This is a genomic window from Mesorhizobium erdmanii USDA 3471, assembly GCF_000472705.1.
Taxonomy (GTDB): Bacteria; Pseudomonadota; Alphaproteobacteria; order Rhizobiales; family Rhizobiaceae; genus Mesorhizobium; species Mesorhizobium erdmanii.
Genome location: NZ_AXAE01000008.1, coordinates 1 through 17,666, shown reverse-complemented (window position 1 = coordinate 17,666; position 17,666 = coordinate 1). Strand labels below are relative to the sequence as shown.

Here is a 17,666-nt window from a genome sequence, read left to right as displayed (position 1 = left end):
CTGCCGCGGCGGGCTCACAAGTAAACAAGACGCGGCGTCGCACGTCCCGAAGGACGTGCGACCTGCCAACCTAACCCTTTGATTTCATCCAGGTATCTTGACCACGACCTCGGTCCGGGCACCAGCTTTGGGTTCGAAAGACGCGGACTTTGTTTTCGAACCATCGACTTCAAGCGAGATGGTCTTGGTCTTTTTGTCGCGAATGACATGAACCTTGATCTCGGCGCCCAGCATCTTGAGCGTGGCGTGGTACCCTTCCCAGTGGCTCGGCAGCTTCGGGCGGAACGTGATCTGCTTGCCGCGCCGTTCGATGCCGAGGATGCCTTCCACGGCCGCACGATAGAGCCAGCCCGCCGAGCCTGTATACCAGGTCCAGCCGCCGCGGCCGCCCTTGTTACCGACCGCACTGCCGTCGCCGGCATAGATGTCGGCCGCGACCACATAGGGTTCGACGCGGTAATGCTCGGCCGAGGCCTCGTCGGATGCGTGGTTGATCGGGTTCAGCATCGAGAAGCAGCGATAGGCTTCGTCGGTCTGCCCCATCTCGGCCAGCGCGATGACGAACCACGTGGCGGCATGGGTGTACTGGCCGCCATTCTCGCGCACGCCCGGCGGATAGCTCTTGATGTAGCCGGGATCCTTCTGCGTCTTCGAGAAGGGTGGCGTGAACAATTTGACGATCTTGAGCTTGTCATCGACGAGCAGGCTGGTTGCCTGCTGCATGGCCGTCGTCGACCGCGCCGGGTCGCCCTCGCCCGAAAGCACGCTCCAGGACTGGGCGATGGAGTCGATCCTGCACTCTTGCGATGTACGCGATCCCAAAGGCGTGCCGTCGTCGAAACTGCCGCGCCGGTACCATTCGCCATCCCATGCCGTGCTCTCGAGCGCCCGCTTCAGCGCTTCGGCATGCTTTGCCCAGGCCTGCGCGCGCTTGCTGTCGCCTTCACTCTTGGCGACAGCGGCGAAGTCGCCAAGCGTCTTCAGCAGGAACCAGCCCAGCCATACGCTCTCGCCCTTGCCGTGCTCGCCGACGCGGTTCATGCCGTCGTTCCAGTCACCGCCAAGGATCAGCGGGAGGCCGGCCGGACTGCTGCGCTTGATGGCAAGGTCGAGCGCACGCGCACAATGGTCGTAGAGCGACACCGTCTTCTTCGAGATTTCAGGAGTGAAGAAGGCATCATGCTCACCCTCGCCCAGCGCCTGCCCGTCGATGAAGGGCAGTTGCTCCTTCAGGATCGCGGCGTCGCCGGTCACCGTCAGATAGCGCGCAGTGGCGTGGGCCAGCCAGACCACGTCGTCGGAGATCATGGTGCGCACGCCGGCTCCGGTGCGCGGCAGCCACCAATGCTGGACGTCGCCCTCTGGAAACTGCCGCCGCGCGGCGTTGAGGATCTGGTCGCGCGCAAGCGTCGGGTCATGCGCCAAGAGCGCCAGCGTGTCCTGCAACTGGTCGCGGAAGCCGAAGGCGCCGCTGGCCTGATAGAAGGCCGAGCGGGCGCGGATGCGGCAGGCAAGGCTCTGATAGGGCAGCCAGTGATTGACCATGGCGTCGAGCGCCTTGTCCGGCGTCTCGACCTGGATGGTGTCGAGGAAGCCGCGCCACTCGCGCTCGTTGTCGGCCAACCGCCGATCGAAATCCTGGCCCCGGTGCTTCTGCACCAGCGCGCTCGCCTGCGCGGAGGACTCGGCATCGCCAAGCAGCCAGAGCAGCGTGACGTCGCCGCCGGCCGGGATCTCGATGTCGCGGGCGATCGCCGCGCAGGGATCGTCCCCGGCCTCGACACGGCCCGACAGCGCCGCGCCGCTCAGCACCGCCTGAGGCAGTTCGCTCGACCCATGCCGGCCGAGGAACTCCGAGCGATCCGTCGTGACCGAATGGACAGCGGCATCGGCGGCGAGGAAGGCCACGCGCTCGCTGAAATCGAGCCCATAGGGGTTCTGTGCCAGCAACGCACCGGTCGCCCCATCGCGGGACGGGACGATGGTTGCGGCCGTGCGCGATCGATGCCCGCCAAGCACCCATTCGGCATAGGCATAGACGCGAAGCCGAGCCGGCACCGAGCCAGAATTCTGGATGCGCAGCCGCGTGATCTTCACCGGATCGACGGGGTCGACCACATGAGTCAGGTCCATCGACAACGGCCCACGCTTCGAACGGAAGGTGGAGAAGCCTTGGCCGTGCCAGGCCTCGTAGGTCATCGAGGGATCGCGCACCACCGCGGCGATCGGCGAGAACGCCTTGCCGCTGGCCTGATCGTAGATATAGACGCCCTCGCCCGGCCGGTTGGAGACCGGGTCGTTCGACCATGGCGTCAACTGGTAGTCGCGGCTGTTGCGGCTCCAGGTGAAGGCAGCACCCTCGGCCGAGGTGTGGAAGCCGAACGAAGCGTTGGAGACGACGTTGATCCAGGGCTGAGGTGTGGAGCGCCGGCCCGCCAGGCGCACCACATAGTGCCGTCCGTCGCCGTCGAAACCGCCAAAGCCATTCCATTGGCTGAGGCCAGAGCCATCGGCGCTGGCATCCACCACGGCCTGCGGAGCGAGTGCATACGCCGCCGGCGCCAAAATTTCGCGTGGAGCCGGCAGTCCAGTGGGCACAAGCGCATCGCGTGCCTGCAACGCAGCCGCCTCGGCCCGCTCGATCTGATCGAAGATGGTGCCGTTGCGGGTATGCAGCACCACGCGGGCCACGGCGAGGAGCGTCTTGTAGGTGGTCTCTTCCATCAGGTCGCGGCGCACCGCGAAAATGTGCTGACGGGGACCCAGTTCCTTGCCGCGCAAACGGCTGTTTTCGCACAGCGTCTCGACCGAACGCTGCAGGTCCTGGACGTAGGACGAAGCCTGCTCGTTGACGACGACGAAGTCGATCATCATGCCGCGGGTGCGCATATACTCCTGGAAGCGTAGCGCCTGGGCAACGATTTCCAGATCGGCGACGTCGCCGATCCTGACCAGGAAGATTGGGAAATCGCCCGAAATGCTGGTCGGCCACAGGCTCGACTGCTTGCCCAGGCCCGAGGCCAGGGATTCGGCCGGCAGACGCAGGAACGCATCGGGGTAGATGAGATAGCGCGCCAGTTTCTGCACATTGGCGGCATCGGTCAGGCTGAGACCCATATGGCGGGTCTGCACTTGGCTGCGCGTCCAGGCAAGCATCGCCTGGCGGGCAAAGCTCTCCTGATGGTCGAGGCGGTTGATGGCATCTTCCAGCTCGGTGCGGTTGGCCCCAACCACGGTCCAGAAGGTCAGCGATATCTTCTTGTTGGCGGGCACGCGGATCTGGCGGCGCAGCGAGGCGATCGGATCGAGTGTGAAGCCGGAATGGCCACGGAGCCTGGCTCCCGGATCAAACGCAGCGGCATCGGCGATGGAGCGGCCACGACCGATGAAGGCGCGCCTGTCGGTCTCGGCCTCGGCATCGCGTGCCGGCCCGGACGGATCGGTGACGAAATGCGCCAGGGTGATATCGGGCTCGCTGGTCTCCCGCTTGCGGCGCGTGGCGAAGATCGCGCCGTTGTTAGCGGCGATTTCAGTTTCCACGAACATCTTCGAGAAGGCCGGATGGGCGTTGTCAGAAGCTTCCGAACCCAGCACCAGTTCGGCGAAGGACGTCACCTCGATATGACGATCGGATGTGCTTTCATTGTAGAGCGTGATGCGACGGCCTTCGCCATTGCCTTCGGAAACGACGATGCATTCGACTTCGGAGCGCAGCGTGCCGACCGATTTGACGAAGCTCGCCTTGTCGTCGGAGAATAGGGTTTGAACCTTCTCCTCGACCGCTCGCTTTGGCTCCGCCGTTGCCGACCACCAGTCCCCGGTGCTGACGTCACGCAGGAAGATGTAGGAGCCCAGCCGGTCCTCGACCGGATCCGGCTGCCAGCGTGTCACCGACAGATCGCCCCAGCGGCTGTAGCCCGAGCCTGTCGCGGTCACCATCACCGAATAACGGCCGTTCGACATCACATTGGTCGAACGCAATGCCCGCAGGGGATCGAGCACGATGCGGGTGTCGGGGCTCTCGGTCTCGGTCTCGTCCTTGGCCCGCTCGTCGGCTTCGGTCCTGACGGTCGCGGTGGGGATGTCGCGCGGCGCCCTTTCCTGCAGCAGGAGTTCAGCCGATTCAATGACCGGATCGCTGTGGAAACGGTCACGCAGGCGACCCTCGAAGATCGCGTCGGCGACCGCCGCGATCGACATGCCCGAATGGTGCGCATAGTAGTTCAGTACGACCGCATGGTTAGTGCCTTCTGGCACGCGCTGCGGCGTGAAATCGACCGCATCGTAGTAGCCGTGAGGGCCAAGCGCACCAATCTCGCGCAGACGCGCAAGATTATGCACGGCTTCCCGCGGGTTGAACTGCGCCGCCAGGATGGTGGCGTAGGGCGCGATCACCGTGTTCTGGCCAAGACCGCGCTTCAGCCCGAGCCCGGGCACGCCGAAATTGGTGTACTGATAGGTCAGTTCCCGGTCGCGGGCGTTGTAGGCTGCTTCCGAAATGCCCCACGGCACGTTTTTCTGACGGCCGTACTGCATCTGGCGCTTGATGATCAGCTTGCTGGTCTGGTTGAGGATCGAGCCTTGCGGCTCCTTCATCACCAGCGGCGGCATCAGGTACTCGAACATCGAGCCCGACCAGGACATCAGCGCTCCCTGGAAACCGATCTCGACGATCGGGCGGCCGAGCCGGAACCAGTGCTCGGTCGGCAAATCGCCCTTGGCGATGGCGAACAGGCTGGTCAGCCGCGCCTCTGAGGCGAGAAGGTCGTAGCAGCTTTCGTCGAGTTGGTGTTCCTCGACGCGGTAGCCGATTGACAGAAGTTTGCGTTCCGGCCGCAGCAGGAAGGCAAATTCCATCTCGAAAGCGAAACGCCGCGTGCGCTCGCGCAAGGTCAGGAGCTTGGCGCGCAGCGCCTCGACGGCATTGTCGTCACTGTGGGCGTCGTGGACATGCGCCTCGCAAGTGGCTTCCAGCCTCGCCGCCCAATCGACGATAATGTCGCTCTGGGCCGAAGCCGCCTCGGTGCGGATGGCGGTCGCCAGCTTGCGGATCTCGCCCGCCAGCACCGCGAGATTGATGGTGCGGATCGAGGCCATTTCAGGCTGCGCCTTGATCGTCTCGACGGCGCGCCGCATGCCGTCGAGGCGATCGACGAGACGCTGGCGAAGAGGCCTGAGCTGACGGCGGTCGTCCGGCAACTCATCCAGGCTTTCGCTCAGGATGGTGACCGTGTCGAGAATGCCTTCGAAATCGCCCTGGAGGTGAACGGAAGGCGCCTCCGCCCACTCGGCACAGGCAGCCGCCACCGCCACTAGGTGACCGGCGAGATTGCCGCTGTCGACAGCCGAGATATAGAGCGGATAGAGCGGCTTCAGCGTCGTGGTGTCGTACCAGTTGAAGAGATGGCCGCGATGGCGCGGCATGCTCTCGATGGTCGTCATGGTGGCATCGATGCGGGTGATGGCATCGGACAGGCTGATCCAGCCGAAATCACGCGCCGAGACGACCGACAGCAGGTAGACACCAACGTTGGTGGGCGACGTGCGTGGCGCCACGACCGGTGCCGGGCTTTCCTGGAAATTGTCCGGCGGCAGATTGTGATGCTCCGCCGTGACGAAGCTCTCGAAATAGTGCCACGTGCGCCGCGCCACGGTGCGCAGCGCATGAATGTCGGCCTGCGATATGCGCAGGCGATCCTCGGTCTCGGCCGAGCGGCTGATCCAGCTGGCGATCGCGGGCGAGCCGATCCAGAACAGCGCGAAGAAGAAGGCGACGAAGGCGCCGGTGGAATCGGCCAGCACCGGGATGGCGAGGCCGACGAAGCCGATGATCACGGCGCCGTACATCATGCCGTAATAGGAGCCGACATCGTTGTCGCCAGCCTTGTGCGCTTGGGAAGCGGTTCGCCATTCCAGCAGGTTCTGGCGGCTGACGAAGAGCCGGTAGAGCGTGCGCACGATGGCATCGCCCATCATCCAGGCGTTGTGCGCCATCAGCACGATCTTCAGCGCCACCATGGCGGTGCCGAAGGCGACATCGCGGGCCAAGGCAGAGAAATGACCACGCGGCGTCTGGTCGCCGCTCTTAGGCAGGATGGCGTTGACGACGTCGAAGGTCGGCGCCATGAACAGGCTGAGGATCAGCAGGGCCTGCCATTGCGCGGCTTGGGTGAAGGGCAGCAAGGTCCAGCCGGCGATCGCCGCCATCACCCAGAAGATCGGCGTCAGCGAGCGACGCAGATTGTCGACCATCTTCCAGCGCGACAGGGCCGGAACGCCGGAGCGCGGACTGAAGATGTAGCCCAGCAGCTGCCAGTCGCCGCGTGCCCAGCGATGGTGCCGCGAGGCGTCGACCGAGTAGCGGGTCGGATAATCCTCGACCAGTTCGACGTCGGTGACGAGTGCTGCGCGCGCCAGCGCGCCTTCGAGCAGGTCGTGGCTGAGGATGGTGTTTTCCTCGATGCGGCCTTGCAAGGCGGCCTCGAAGGCGTCGACATGATAGAGGCCCTTGCCGGTGAAAGACCCGTCGCTGAACACGTCCTGATAGAGGTCCGAGACGGCGAAGACATAGGGGTCGAGGCCGCGATTGGCCGAGAATACACGCTGGAAGAAGGAGGCCTCGTCGCCGCTGGTCAGCGAAGCGGTGATACGCGGCTGCAGGATCGTGTAGCCTGCTGTGACGATATGCTTGACCGGGTCGAAATGCGGGCGGTTGAGCGGATGGCAGAGCTTGCCGACGAGGCTCGCCACCGCATCGCGGGTGGTGCGCGTATCGGCGTCGAGCGTCATCACATGGACGACTTTTTCCGGCAGCGGCACATCGAGCGGGAGGAAGGTGGTGTCGCTGTCGCCGCGCAGCAAAAGGTCAAGCTCATGCAGCTTGCCGCGCTTGCGCTCCCAGCCCATCCACGACCCTTGAGCCGCGTTGAAGAGCCGGCGGCGGTGCAGGATGTAAAAGCGCGGGGCGCCTTCCGAGGGATAGCGGGCGTTGAGACGGGCGATCTCGGCGCGGGCGTATTCGAGGATCTCGGTATCGGCGGCATCGATCTCGATTTTGCTGTCGGGCCAATCCGACAGCAGCGCGAAATGGATCTCGTCGACGAGATTGGCGAGGTAATGGACTTCGATGTTGCGGATGTTTTCCTCGACATCGTCACGCGAGCCGATGAGCGACGGTACCACCACCAGGGTGCGCGCCTCGGGCGGCACCCCATGCCTGTAGTCATAGCCGATCAGGCGTGTCGGCTTGAGAAACAGCGAGACCACGGTGTTGAAGAAAGCGAGCGCGCCCTCGCTCGCCGGCACGGCGAACAGCGCCAGCATCACGACGATCGAGGTCACCGACAGGCCGAGATTGGCCAGCGCATTGCCGGTCAGCACAAGAAGCAGGGCGGTCAGCGCGAAGACCGGCAGAACGATACCAAGCCATCCGGTCTTGGCGAAGGTCCGCTTGACCGTCTGGCTGACCGTCGGCCGATAGCCGATCGCCTTTTCCAGTTCCAGACGGCGTGGGCCGACGAGATAGAAACCGACGTCGGTGTGAGCGGATGCCGTTGGCGCATCGTCCCCTTCGCTGCTGCCTGTCTCCGCAGCGGCATGACCGGCCAGTTCGATCGCCTTTTCGGCGACACGGTATTCCGACAGGTTCGAACGACGCGCCAGTTCCTCGATCGCTGTCCGGTACTGGTCGCGCGAGAAGAAGTCGAGCGCAGCGAAATCCGTGCGCTCGCGCAGCACGGTATCGATGCGGCTGACGCCTTCGAACCATACGGTCCAATCGACATCGTTGATGAGGCGCAGTCCGCGCACGATATTGCCGGTCGTCACATTGCCGCTGGAGAGCGTCTGATGCTCGGAAATGATGATTTCCTCGGCATCCGAACCGGTCTTCTCGAGCTCGCCCTCAAGCCACTCCAACGCCTTGCCGGCGTTCTGCGATCCGTCGCGCAGACGATAGAGCAGTTGCGTGGCAAAGGTGGTGTCCTGCGCATGCGCGCCGAAACCGGCGAGGATAGCTTGCCGGTCCGGATTGCCGTCCGTTGCCAGCACCTTGTCGGCCACATCGTTGGCGATCTGGCGCATCTGGCGGGTGCGGTTGACCCTGACGGCCAAGCGGCGAAGGTTCTCGATCAGCACGAAGCGCAGCAGCGAGGGCAGCGCCCAGAGCTCGCCGATCTTCAACGGCTCGACCGACTGGAATCCCTGGACGATCGACTTGAACATGGTCGCCGAGACCGAACTGTCGGAATGGGCGACATAGGTCCAGGCCAACGCCAGGGCGCGCGGCACGGTGCCGCCATCTGGCAGTTTGAACGTCGGCAGCTGCTTGTAGAAGCGGCGCGGCAGGTCGCGCTTGACCTGGAAAATGGTTTCCTCGATCAGATAGTTGTTGTCGAGCAGCCACTGGGCGGCTGGCGTAATGGTCTCGCCCCTCGCCTGCGCGGCATTGGTCGATCGGTAGACTTCGAGGATCTTCTTGGCGCTGTCGCGGATGCGGGCCTGAAAATCGAACGGGATCAGGCCGAACAGATCGGTGAGATCGCCTTTGGCCAGGCTTTCACCAAGCAGCCGAAGCCGGTCCTCGGGCAAGAAAACGGATCGTATCGGCTGTTCCGTGATAGCCGGGAAGCTCGCGCTTGTCTTCTCGATCTGGGCTGGATTCGTCTGAATATTCATTGAAAATTCCGTATGCGGGCGGGTCGCGGCGTCACCGCCACGGCAATGGCCCTAAAACCGGTTCAAATGCAATTGGTTGCATCAACCCCTATGCCGAAAGTTTGTTTCCGCACCACGACAGGGCGTCATCTTTCGACCAAACTCAAAGACGAGCGCCCCTCGCTCCCGTCAGGATCGATCGACGGAGAGGATTCGGGCTTTTTCGTGATGCCGGCAAGAGCTTACGCTATATTTCGCCGGCATTGCGATCATGTTTGGAAACAGGCGGTAACCGTTGACGCGAAAGTGTCAGGCGGCGGTGGTTATCCGGACCACTAACAGTGTCGTATCCCGAGCCGGTTTAACGTTCAGGACAGGTGCATCCGGCCCGAGCAGCAGCGTGTCGAGCGGCCCGAGGCGAACTAAACCAGCCCCGGTGAGAGCGGCTTCGCCCTTGTGACAGAGGATGAGGGTCGAGCCCGACTCGGTCGCGATGTCCATCGGCCGCGAAATCGTCATGCGCTCGAGCGAGTGCGCCGTGCGGCCGCGGCGGGTCATGACGTTGAGATCGGTGATTGGACCGGCGATCAGCGTGGCACTGGTCGGCAGGTCCGCCGGAAAGGCAAAGGGCTGGGAAGCCGGTGTCAGCCGCGCCGCCGGACGGCCGGCGACATCGAGCACGATCCCCTCGCCTTCCAGTACCGACAGCGTGCGGTCTATGCCGGCAAAGCTGGAAAACGGCCCGCTGCCCTCGACGCGGGCCATCGAGACGCGCCAGTCGAACGCGTCGAGGCCGGCGCCGTCGGGCGATACGGCGATCTCGGTCGTCGTGCCACCGCCGTTCTTCCACGGCATGACGCGGTAGTCGGCGGCACGAAGGATGCGCATGATTTCAGCCTGTCACCCGAGAATGCCGGGCAGGTTGAGCTGGTGCTCCTTGGCGCATGCGATGGCGATGTCGTAGCCGGCATCGGCGTGGCGCATGACGCCGGTCGCCGGGTCATTCCACAGCACGCGCTCCAAACGCCTTGCGGCATCCGCCGTGCCATCGGCGACGATGACCATGCCGGCATGCTGCGAAAAACCCATGCCGACGCCGCCGCCATGGTGCAGCGACACCCAGGTGGCGCCCGACGCGGTGTTGAGCAGCGCGTTGAGCAGCGGCCAGTCCGAAACGGCGTCGGAACCATCCTTCATCGCTTCGGTCTCGCGATTCGGCGAAGCGACCGAGCCGGAATCGAGGTGGTCGCGGCCGATGACGACCGGCGCCTTGAGTTCGCCCTTGGCCACCATCTCGTTGAAGGCCAGGCCAAGCCGGTGGCGATCACCGAGACCGACCCAGCAGATGCGCGCCGGCAGACCCTGGAACGAGATGCGCTCGCGCGCCATGTCCAGCCAATTGTGCAGATGGGTGTTGCCGGGGGTGAGTTCGCGCACCTTGGCGTCGGTCTTGTAAATGTCCTCGGGATCGCCGGACAGCGCCGCCCAGCGGAACGGGCCGATTCCGCGGCAGAACAGCGGACGGATATAGGCCGGCACGAAACCGGGGAAGGCGAAGGCGTTCTCGAACCCTTCGTCCTTGGCGACCTGGCGGATGTTGTTGCCATAGTCCAGCGTCGGCACGCCGGCGTTCCAGAACGCCACCATCGCCTCGACATGCTCGCGCATGGAAGCACGGGCCGCCTTTTCGACCGCCTTGGGGTCGCTGACGCGCTTCTCGCGCCACTCGGCCATGCTCCAGCCCTTGGGCAGATAACCGTTGATCGGGTCGTGCGCCGAGGTCTGGTCGGTGACCATGTCGGGGCGGATGCCGCGCCTGAACATTTCCGGCACGATCTCGGCGGCGTTGCCGAGCAGGCCCACCGACTTCGCCTCGCCGGCCTTGGTCCAGCGTTCGATCATTTCCATCGCTTCGTCTAGCGTCTCGGCCTTTTCGTCGACATAGCGGGTGCGCAGGCGGAAATCGATGGAATCCGGGTTGCATTCGATTGCCAGGCAGCAGGCGCCGGCCATGACGGCGGCCAGTGGCTGGGCGCCACCCATGCCGCCGAGGCCGCCGGTCAGGATCCATTTGCCCTTGAGGTTGCCGCCATAATGCTGGCGGCCGGCTTCCACGAAGGTTTCATACGTGCCCTGCACGATACCTTGCGTACCGATGTAGATCCACGAACCGGCCGTCATCTGGCCGTACATCATCAGGCCCTTCTTATCGAGCTCATTGAATTTATCCCAGGTCGCCCAGTGCGGCACGAGGTTGGAGTTGGCGATCAGCACGCGCGGCGCATCGGTGTGCGTCCGGAACACGCCAACCGGCTTGCCGGACTGCACCAGCAGCGTCTCGTCTTCACCAAGCGTCTTCAGCGAGGCGACGATGCTGTCAAAATCATTCCAGGTGCGCGCCGCGCGGCCAATGCCGCCATAGACGACCAACTCGTTGGGGTTTTCGGCAACCTCGGGGTCGAGATTGTTCATCAGCATGCGCAGCGGCGCTTCGGTCGTCCAGTATCTGGCGTTGAGCTTGTCACCGCGGGGCGCGCGCACTTCGCGGATGTTGTGGCGAGGATCGTTCATCATTGTCCCTTTCGAATGAGATGCGCGGTGTTGCGGGAGCCGTCGGCGCTGATCCAGGTCACCTGTTCATGCGCGGGGTCCAAGGAATCCATGGTCATGTCGTAGCAGGCCCAGGCGTCGGAGGGCGGCCATAGAGAGCAGTATTGGTCGCCGCGCACGTCCCAGCGGCCTTCCTGGTGGCGACCGTCTCTGGTGTAGGTCGTGGCGCCACCATCATCGAATTCCTGCGACCAGTTATCGCCCTGGACATGCGCGCCCTTGAGGGAAGCGAGGATCTCGGGACCTTTCATGGCGACCTCGGCGGCAACGGCCGATGAGACAGAGGCAGCGACGAGCAGCGCAAGAAGAGCAGTCCTGGCAAATCCGGTCATTGTACCCTCCCAGTCGGACTGTCAGCTTTTCGCCCAGTCGATCGCGGTTTCGAGGATGGTCTTCAGCGTCGCGCGGATCGGCGCGGCATAGGTCGCGTCGTAAGGAACCGGCCAATTTTCAGGCGATCCCTTCTCCGACGGCTCGCGCATGTAGCCGCGGTTGGACAACTCCATCTGCAGGGCATGAACACCCTCCTGCGGCTGACCGAAGCCGCGGGTAATCGAGCCGCCCTTGAAGCGGCCGTTGACCACCCAGCTCTCGCCGGTGGCGGCGAGGATGGCGGCCACCTTGTCCCGAAGAACGGGATCGGCGCTCTTGCCGTCATTGGTGCCGAGATTGAAGACCGGGAGCGTGCCTTCGAACAGGCGCGGCAGCACCGAGCGGATCGAGTGGCAGTCGTAAAGTACGATCTCTTCATGCATGCCGCGCAGCCGGCCGATCTCGGCCCGCAAGGCGGCATGATAGGGCTTGAAATAGGTTTCGCGGCGCTGATCGATCTCGGATGGGGTCGGCTCCTCGCCCATGCGATAAAGCGGATCGCCGTCAAACGTGTCGGTCGGGCAAAGTGTGGTCGTGGCCTGTCCGGGATAAAGCGAAGCACCTGAGGGATCGCGGTTGACGTCGATCACGGTGCGCGAAATGGCGGTGTGCACAACGGTCGCGCCGAGATCGTTCGCGAAATCATAGAGCTTGTCGATCCACCAGTCGCAGTCGCGGCGGCCGAGCCAGGGCGACACCAGCCGGGGCTCAAGACCGGCGAGGTCGATGCCAGTGTGCGGAATCGACACTAGCAGGGGTGCCGTGCCTTGGCTGACGGTGAGCCAGGAAGGATTGGCCATCATGCTGGTCCCGAAATCGACGGCAGCGCCACCGCGCTCGCCGCCTTGACGGTCGCACCGCTGCGTACCATGGCGATCGCCTTTTCCATGTCGGGGTGGAAATGGCGGTCGTTGTCGAGATGCGGGACCTCGGCCCGGACCAGCTTTCGCACAGCTTCCAGGGCGGCGCTCGACGCTAGAGGAGCATGGAAATCGCAGCCTTGCGCGGCGGCCAGCAATTCGATGCCGATCACCGCCGTGGCATTCTCGATCATGCCGATCAAGCGGCGCGCGCCGTGCGCGGCCATGGAGACGTGATCTTCCTGGTTGGCCGAGGTCGGGATGGAATCGACGCTCGCCGGATAGGCCTTCTGCTTGTTCTCGGAGACGAGGGCAGCCGCCGTCACCTGCGGGATCATGAAGCCGGAGTTGAGGCCGGGCTTGGGCGTCAGGAAGGCCGGCATGCCCGACAGCGCGGGGTCGACTAGCATGGCGACGCGGCGCTCCGACAGCGAGCCGATCTCGCAGACGGCAAGCGCGATCATGTCGGCGGCGAAGGCCACCGGCTCGGCGTGGAAGTTGCCGCCGGAAAGAGCCGTGTCGTCCTCGGCAAAGATCAGCGGATTGTCAGTGACGCCATTGGCTTCGGTGCCGAGCGTATCGGCCGCCTTGCGCAGCACGTCGAGCGCGGCGCCCATCACCTGCGGCTGGCAACGCAGGCAATAAGGATCCTGCACGCGTTCGTCGCCGACACGGTGCGACTCGCGGATGGCACTGCCGGCCATCAGATTGCGCAGCGCGTCCGCGGTCTCGATCTGGCCACGGTGCTTTCTCAAGAGATGAATGCGCGGATCGAACGGCGCGTCGGAACCCTTGGCGGCGTCGGTCGACAGCGCGCCGGCGACCAGCGCCGACTGGTAGAGCACTTCGGCCTCGAACAAAGCGGCGAGCGCATAGGCGGTCGAGAACTGCGTGCCGTTGAGCAGCGCGAGACCTTCCTTGGCGCCCAGCGTCACCGGTTCCAGCCCATGCGAGACGAAGGCAACCTTGGCCGGGAACCGGCCATGCGGGGTAAAGCATTCCCCGACGCCGATCATCACCGCCGTCATGTGCGACAGCGGGGCGAGATCGCCGGAAGCGCCGACCGAGCCTTGCGCCGGCACCACCGGGATGACGTCGTTGGCGAGCATCGCTTCCAGCAACTCGATGGTTTCGGAGCGCACGCCCGACGCGCCTTGCGCCAGGCTGGCAAGTTTCAGCGCCATCATCAGCCGGGCAATAGCGACCGGCATCGGCTCGCCGACGCCAGCGGCATGCGACAGCACGATATTACGCTGCAAGGTCTCGAGATCGCTCGCCGGGATGCGCACGCTGGCCAGTTTGCCAAAGCCGGTGTTGATGCCGTAGACCGGCTCGCCCTTGGCAACGATCCTGGCGACGGCCTCGGCGCTCGCCTTGATCTTTGGGCGGCAGGCATCATCCAGCTTCGGCACGGCGCCGCGGTAGATGGCGCGCCAGTCGGCCAGCGTCGCATTGCCGGGCTTCAAGGTCAGTTCGGTCATTGTCCTCTCCAGATGCGGGCATGGAGCGGATTGAAGCCCATGCGGTAAACGAGTTCGGCGGGACGCTCGATGTCCCAGATCGCCAGGTCGGCGGATTTGCCGGCTTCGAGCGTGCCGGCCTTGTCGAGAAGGCCAAGCGCACGCGCGGCCTCGCGGGTGACGCCGGCTAGGCATTCGTCGACGGTCAGGCCAAACAGCGTCGCGGCCATGTTCATGGTGAGCAACAGCGAAGTGAGCGGCGAGGTGCCAGGATTGCTGTCCGTCGCCACCGCCATCTTCACGCCGTGGCGGCGGAAGAGATCGATCGGCGGCTTCTTCGTCTCGCGAATGAAGTAATAGGCGCCGGGCAAGATGCCCGCCACGGTGCCGGCCTTCGCCATCGCTGCAGCCCCTGCCTCATCCGTATATTCGAGATGGTCGGCGGACAGTGCGCCATAACTGGCGGCAAGCGCGGCGCCGTGCAGGTTGGACAGTTGGTCGGCGTGAAGCTTGACCGGCAGGCCCAAGGCCTTGGCGGCATCGAAAACGCGTGCCATCTGTTCCGGCGAGAAGGCTATGCCTTCGCAAAAACCGTCGACCGCATCGGCCAGTCCCTCGTCGGCAACCGCCGGAACGATCTGCTTGGCGACCAGATCGACAAAAGCGTCCTTGTCCCCCTTGGCTTCGGGCGGCAGGGCATGGGCAGCGAGACAGGTCGTACGGATCGTCACCGCCCGTTCGGCGCCCAGCCGGCGGGCGGCGCGCAGCGACTTCTTCTCATTGTCGAGGTCGAGGCCGTAGCCCGACTTGACCTCGACAGTGGTGACGCCTTCGGCGATCAGCGCATCGAGCCGCGGCAGCGTCTGTGCGACGAGCTCGTCTTCGCTGGCAGCTCGCAACGACTTGACCGAGGAGACGATACCGCCTCCAGCGCGGGCGACTTCCTCATAGGTTGCCCCGGCCAGCCGCATTTCGAATTCGTTGGCGCGGTTGCCGGCATAGACGAGATGGGTATGGCAATCGATCAAGCCCGGCGTGATCCAGCGGCCGTCGCAATCAACCGTTTCGGCGCCCTGCCCGGCAAAGGCCGGCATGTCTGCCTCGGGGCCGGCATATGTGATGAGCCCATCGCGTACGACAATCGCGCCTTTCTCGACAATGCCGAGTCCGGCCGCTCCATCAGCCAATGTCGCCAGACGCGCATTGCGCCACAGACGAAGGCCGCTCTTCCCGTTTGCTCCAACCATCATCTTTTCCATTTGAAAGGACGGCGATTATGTATATACATATTGAAACGCGACGCAAGCGGTATCGTCGCTCGGGCATGCGGATTTGGAGACGGACGTGACGGCGATCTTCGCGGAACAGGCGCTGCTGCCCGAGGGCTGGCATGGCAATGTCAGGATCGCGTTCGATGGAGGCCGCATCGCCTCTGTCGAACCGGGCGCAACTCCGCTGGCCGGCGACGAGCGCCACGCCATCCTGCTGCCAGGCATGCCCAATCTGCACAGCCACGCCTTCCAGCGCGGCATGGCCGGATTGGCCGAACTTCGCGGCCCGTCCGCCGACAGTTTCTGGAGCTGGCGCGAGGTGATGTACCGCTTTGCGCTGTCGATGACGCCAGATCAGGTCGAGGCGGTCGCGGCGCAGCTTTATGTCGAGATGCTGGAGGCGGGCTTTTCCCGTGTCGGCGAATTCCACTATCTGCATCACGACCATGACGGAAAACCCTACGCTAATCTCGCAGAGATGGCCGAGCGCATCGCGGCCGCCGCCGGCGAAACCGGTATCGGCCTGACGCTGCTGCCGGTGTTTTACGCGCACTCATCATTCGGCGGCGCGGCTCCGAACGAAGGTCAAAGGCGATTCGTCAACGATGTGAATCGGTTCTCCCGGCTTGTTGAGAAGTCCAGGCAAGCGGTTCGCGCTTTGAATCAAGCCGTCGTCGGTGTCGCGCCGCACAGTTTGCGCGCTGCAACGCCGGAGGAATTGACCCAAGTTGCAGCCTTAGCGTCGAAGGAGCCAATCCACATCCACGTCGCCGAACAGGTAAAGGAAGTCGAGGATTGCCTTGCCTGGTCCGGTGCGCGTCCGGTTGAGTTCTTGCTGGCCAACACCGAGGTCGACCAGCGCTGGTGCCTGATCCATGCCACCCATATGACGGACGCCGAGACCATCGGCATGGCCAGGAGCGGCGCCGTTGCCGGCCTTTGCCCGATCACCGAAGCCAATCTTGGCGACGGCACGTTTGCCGCACCGCTATTCACCGAGCATGGCGGCCGCTTCGGCGTCGGCTCCGATTCCAACGTGCTGATCGGCCTGCCGGACGAATTGCGCCAGCTCGAATATTCGCAACGCCTCGCGCTCCGCGCCCGCAATGTGCTGGCGGTGGCCGGCGGCTCGACCGGACGGGCACTGTTCGACGCAGCAGTCGACGGCGGTAGCGTCGCGCTCGGTGCCGGCGCCTCGCGGATCGCCGTTGGCGCTGCCGCCGATCTCGTCTCGCTCGACGCCAAGATCCCTTCGCTTGCCGGCAAGACCGGCAACGCGATCCTCGACGCCTGGATTTTCGCCAATGGCAGCAAGGTCGACTGCGTCTGGGTGCATGGGCAAAAGCAGGTCAGCGGCGGCCGGCATGCCAGGCGGGAAGCCATCGCCGAGCGGTTTCGCAATGTGATGACGGCACTGTCGGCATGAGCACGGTCGAGACAGTCGATGCTGACGGCGGCGGCTCGCTGCACCAGCGTATCCTGTCCGACATCAGCGAGAAGATCCTGTCCGGCGCCTGGGCGCCCGGCCATCGCATTCCGTTCGAGCACGAACTGACGACCGAATACAATTGCTCGCGCATGACAGTGAACAAGGCCCTGTCGCAGCTGGCGAAGGCCGGGCTGATCGAACGCCGCCGCCGCTCGGGCAGCTTCGTGCGCCAGCCGCGGTCGCAAGCAGCGGTGCTGGAACTTCACGACATCAGGATCGAGGTCGAAGCGCTCGGCCTGGCCTATCATTACGAGCGGCTGAAGCGCTTGAAGCGGCGCAGCAACGCGGAAGACAGAGCGCTGCTCGGCCTATCCGCCGCGGGGTCATTGCTATGGATCGAAGGCCTGCATTTTGCCGGCGAACGGCCATTCGCGCTTGAGCAGCGCCTGATCAATCTTTCGGCGGTTCCGGAAGCCCGAGACGAAGAATTCAGTGAAATCGCCGCCGGACCTTGGCTGATTGGCCGCGTCCCGTGGAGCGAGGCCGAACACCGCATCCGCGCCATGGCCGCCGATGAGAGTGTTGCCGATGCCCTCGACATCGATCCTGGCGCGCCTTGCCTTGTGGTCGAGCGGCGCACCTGGAGCGCGGAACACCCGGTGACGCATGTGCGGTTTGTCTATCCAGCGGAAAGCCACACGCTGGTGGCGAGGTTCACGCCGTCTCAGGGCTGAGTAATCTCCCCACGAGGGGCAGGGCTATCGCATATGAACGATGGCCTGGATGAGATAGTCATCATTCCAGGCGCATTTTTTGATGCGGTGGCTGATGGGGACTTTGTCGATGTCGGCGGCCTGAAGGATATTTCTGGCGATGCGGTTTAGGAGCGCGATGTTGGCAGGGGCGTTGTCCTTGCGGGCACGGCTGAGGTCCTCGCGCAGGTGAACGTCAAGCATCCAGTGCAGTGCGTTTTCGATCTGCCAATGCGCTCTGGTGAGGTCGATCGCCT

The 17,666-nt window shown here is 64.3% G+C and carries 10 protein-coding genes; 2 read left to right on the top strand and 8 right to left on the bottom strand.

Going from position 1 to position 17,666, the window contains the following annotated elements; translation table 11 throughout:
• Positions 1–84: 84 nt before the first annotated feature.
• The 7 genes from A3AU_RS0102625 to hutI all read right to left on the bottom strand — a co-directional run bounded on the left by A3AU_RS0102625 (position 85) and on the right by hutI (position 15,204).
• The gene (locus A3AU_RS0102625; protein WP_027051414.1) at positions 85–8,676 is read right to left on the bottom strand and encodes a glycoside hydrolase family 94 protein; all 8,592 of its coding nucleotides are present in this window, start codon (positions 8,674–8,676) and stop codon (positions 85–87) included.
• A gap of 288 nt (positions 8,677–8,964) precedes the next feature.
• Entirely contained in the window at positions 8,965–9,543 is a 579-nt protein-coding gene (locus tag A3AU_RS0102620) for a HutD/Ves family protein (protein ID WP_027051413.1), read from the bottom strand.
• Between the two features lie 12 nt (positions 9,544–9,555).
• The gene (hutU, locus tag A3AU_RS0102615; protein WP_209444632.1) at positions 9,556–11,229 is read right to left on the bottom strand and encodes a urocanate hydratase; all 1,674 of its coding nucleotides are present in this window, start codon (positions 11,227–11,229) and stop codon (positions 9,556–9,558) included.
• Positions 11,226–11,597 carry a hypothetical protein gene (locus A3AU_RS0102610; protein ID WP_051355261.1) on the bottom strand — a complete coding sequence of 124 codons (372 nt, stop codon included), beginning with the start codon at positions 11,595–11,597 and terminating at the stop codon, positions 11,226–11,228. Before A3AU_RS0102610 ends, hutU begins: the two co-directional genes overlap by 4 nt.
• A 21-nt stretch (positions 11,598–11,618) precedes the next feature.
• Positions 11,619–12,440, bottom strand: a complete 822-nt coding sequence (gene hutG / locus A3AU_RS0102605; RefSeq protein WP_027051410.1) for an N-formylglutamate deformylase — start codon at positions 12,438–12,440, stop codon at positions 11,619–11,621.
• Positions 12,437–13,978 carry a histidine ammonia-lyase gene (hutH, locus tag A3AU_RS0102600; RefSeq protein WP_027051409.1) on the bottom strand — a complete coding sequence of 514 codons (1,542 nt, stop codon included), beginning with the start codon at positions 13,976–13,978 and terminating at the stop codon, positions 12,437–12,439. Before hutH ends, hutG begins: the two co-directional genes overlap by 4 nt.
• Entirely contained in the window at positions 13,975–15,204 is a 1,230-nt protein-coding gene (hutI, locus tag A3AU_RS0102595; protein WP_161633489.1) for an imidazolonepropionase, read from the bottom strand. The genes hutH and hutI overlap by 4 nt, the downstream gene beginning before the upstream one ends.
• 97 nt (positions 15,205–15,301) lie before the next feature.
• Between hutI and A3AU_RS0102590 the strand changes: the two genes are divergently transcribed.
• Together A3AU_RS0102590 and hutC are read left to right on the top strand one after the other, a co-directional pair.
• Positions 15,302–16,654, top strand: coding sequence for a formimidoylglutamate deiminase (locus A3AU_RS0102590; protein WP_027051407.1), 1,353 nt, complete (start codon positions 15,302–15,304; stop codon positions 16,652–16,654).
• Positions 16,651–17,391 carry a histidine utilization repressor gene (gene hutC, locus A3AU_RS0102585; protein ID WP_027051406.1) on the top strand — a complete coding sequence of 247 codons (741 nt, stop codon included), beginning with the start codon at positions 16,651–16,653 and terminating at the stop codon, positions 17,389–17,391. The genes A3AU_RS0102590 and hutC overlap by 4 nt, the downstream gene beginning before the upstream one ends.
• 24 nt (positions 17,392–17,415) lie before the next feature.
• On the opposite strand, the gene A3AU_RS1000000139475 is transcribed toward hutC, so the two are convergent.
• The coding region (locus A3AU_RS1000000139475; RefSeq protein WP_027052515.1) for an ISAs1 family transposase at positions 17,416–17,666 on the bottom strand (251 nt) is incomplete at its 5' end.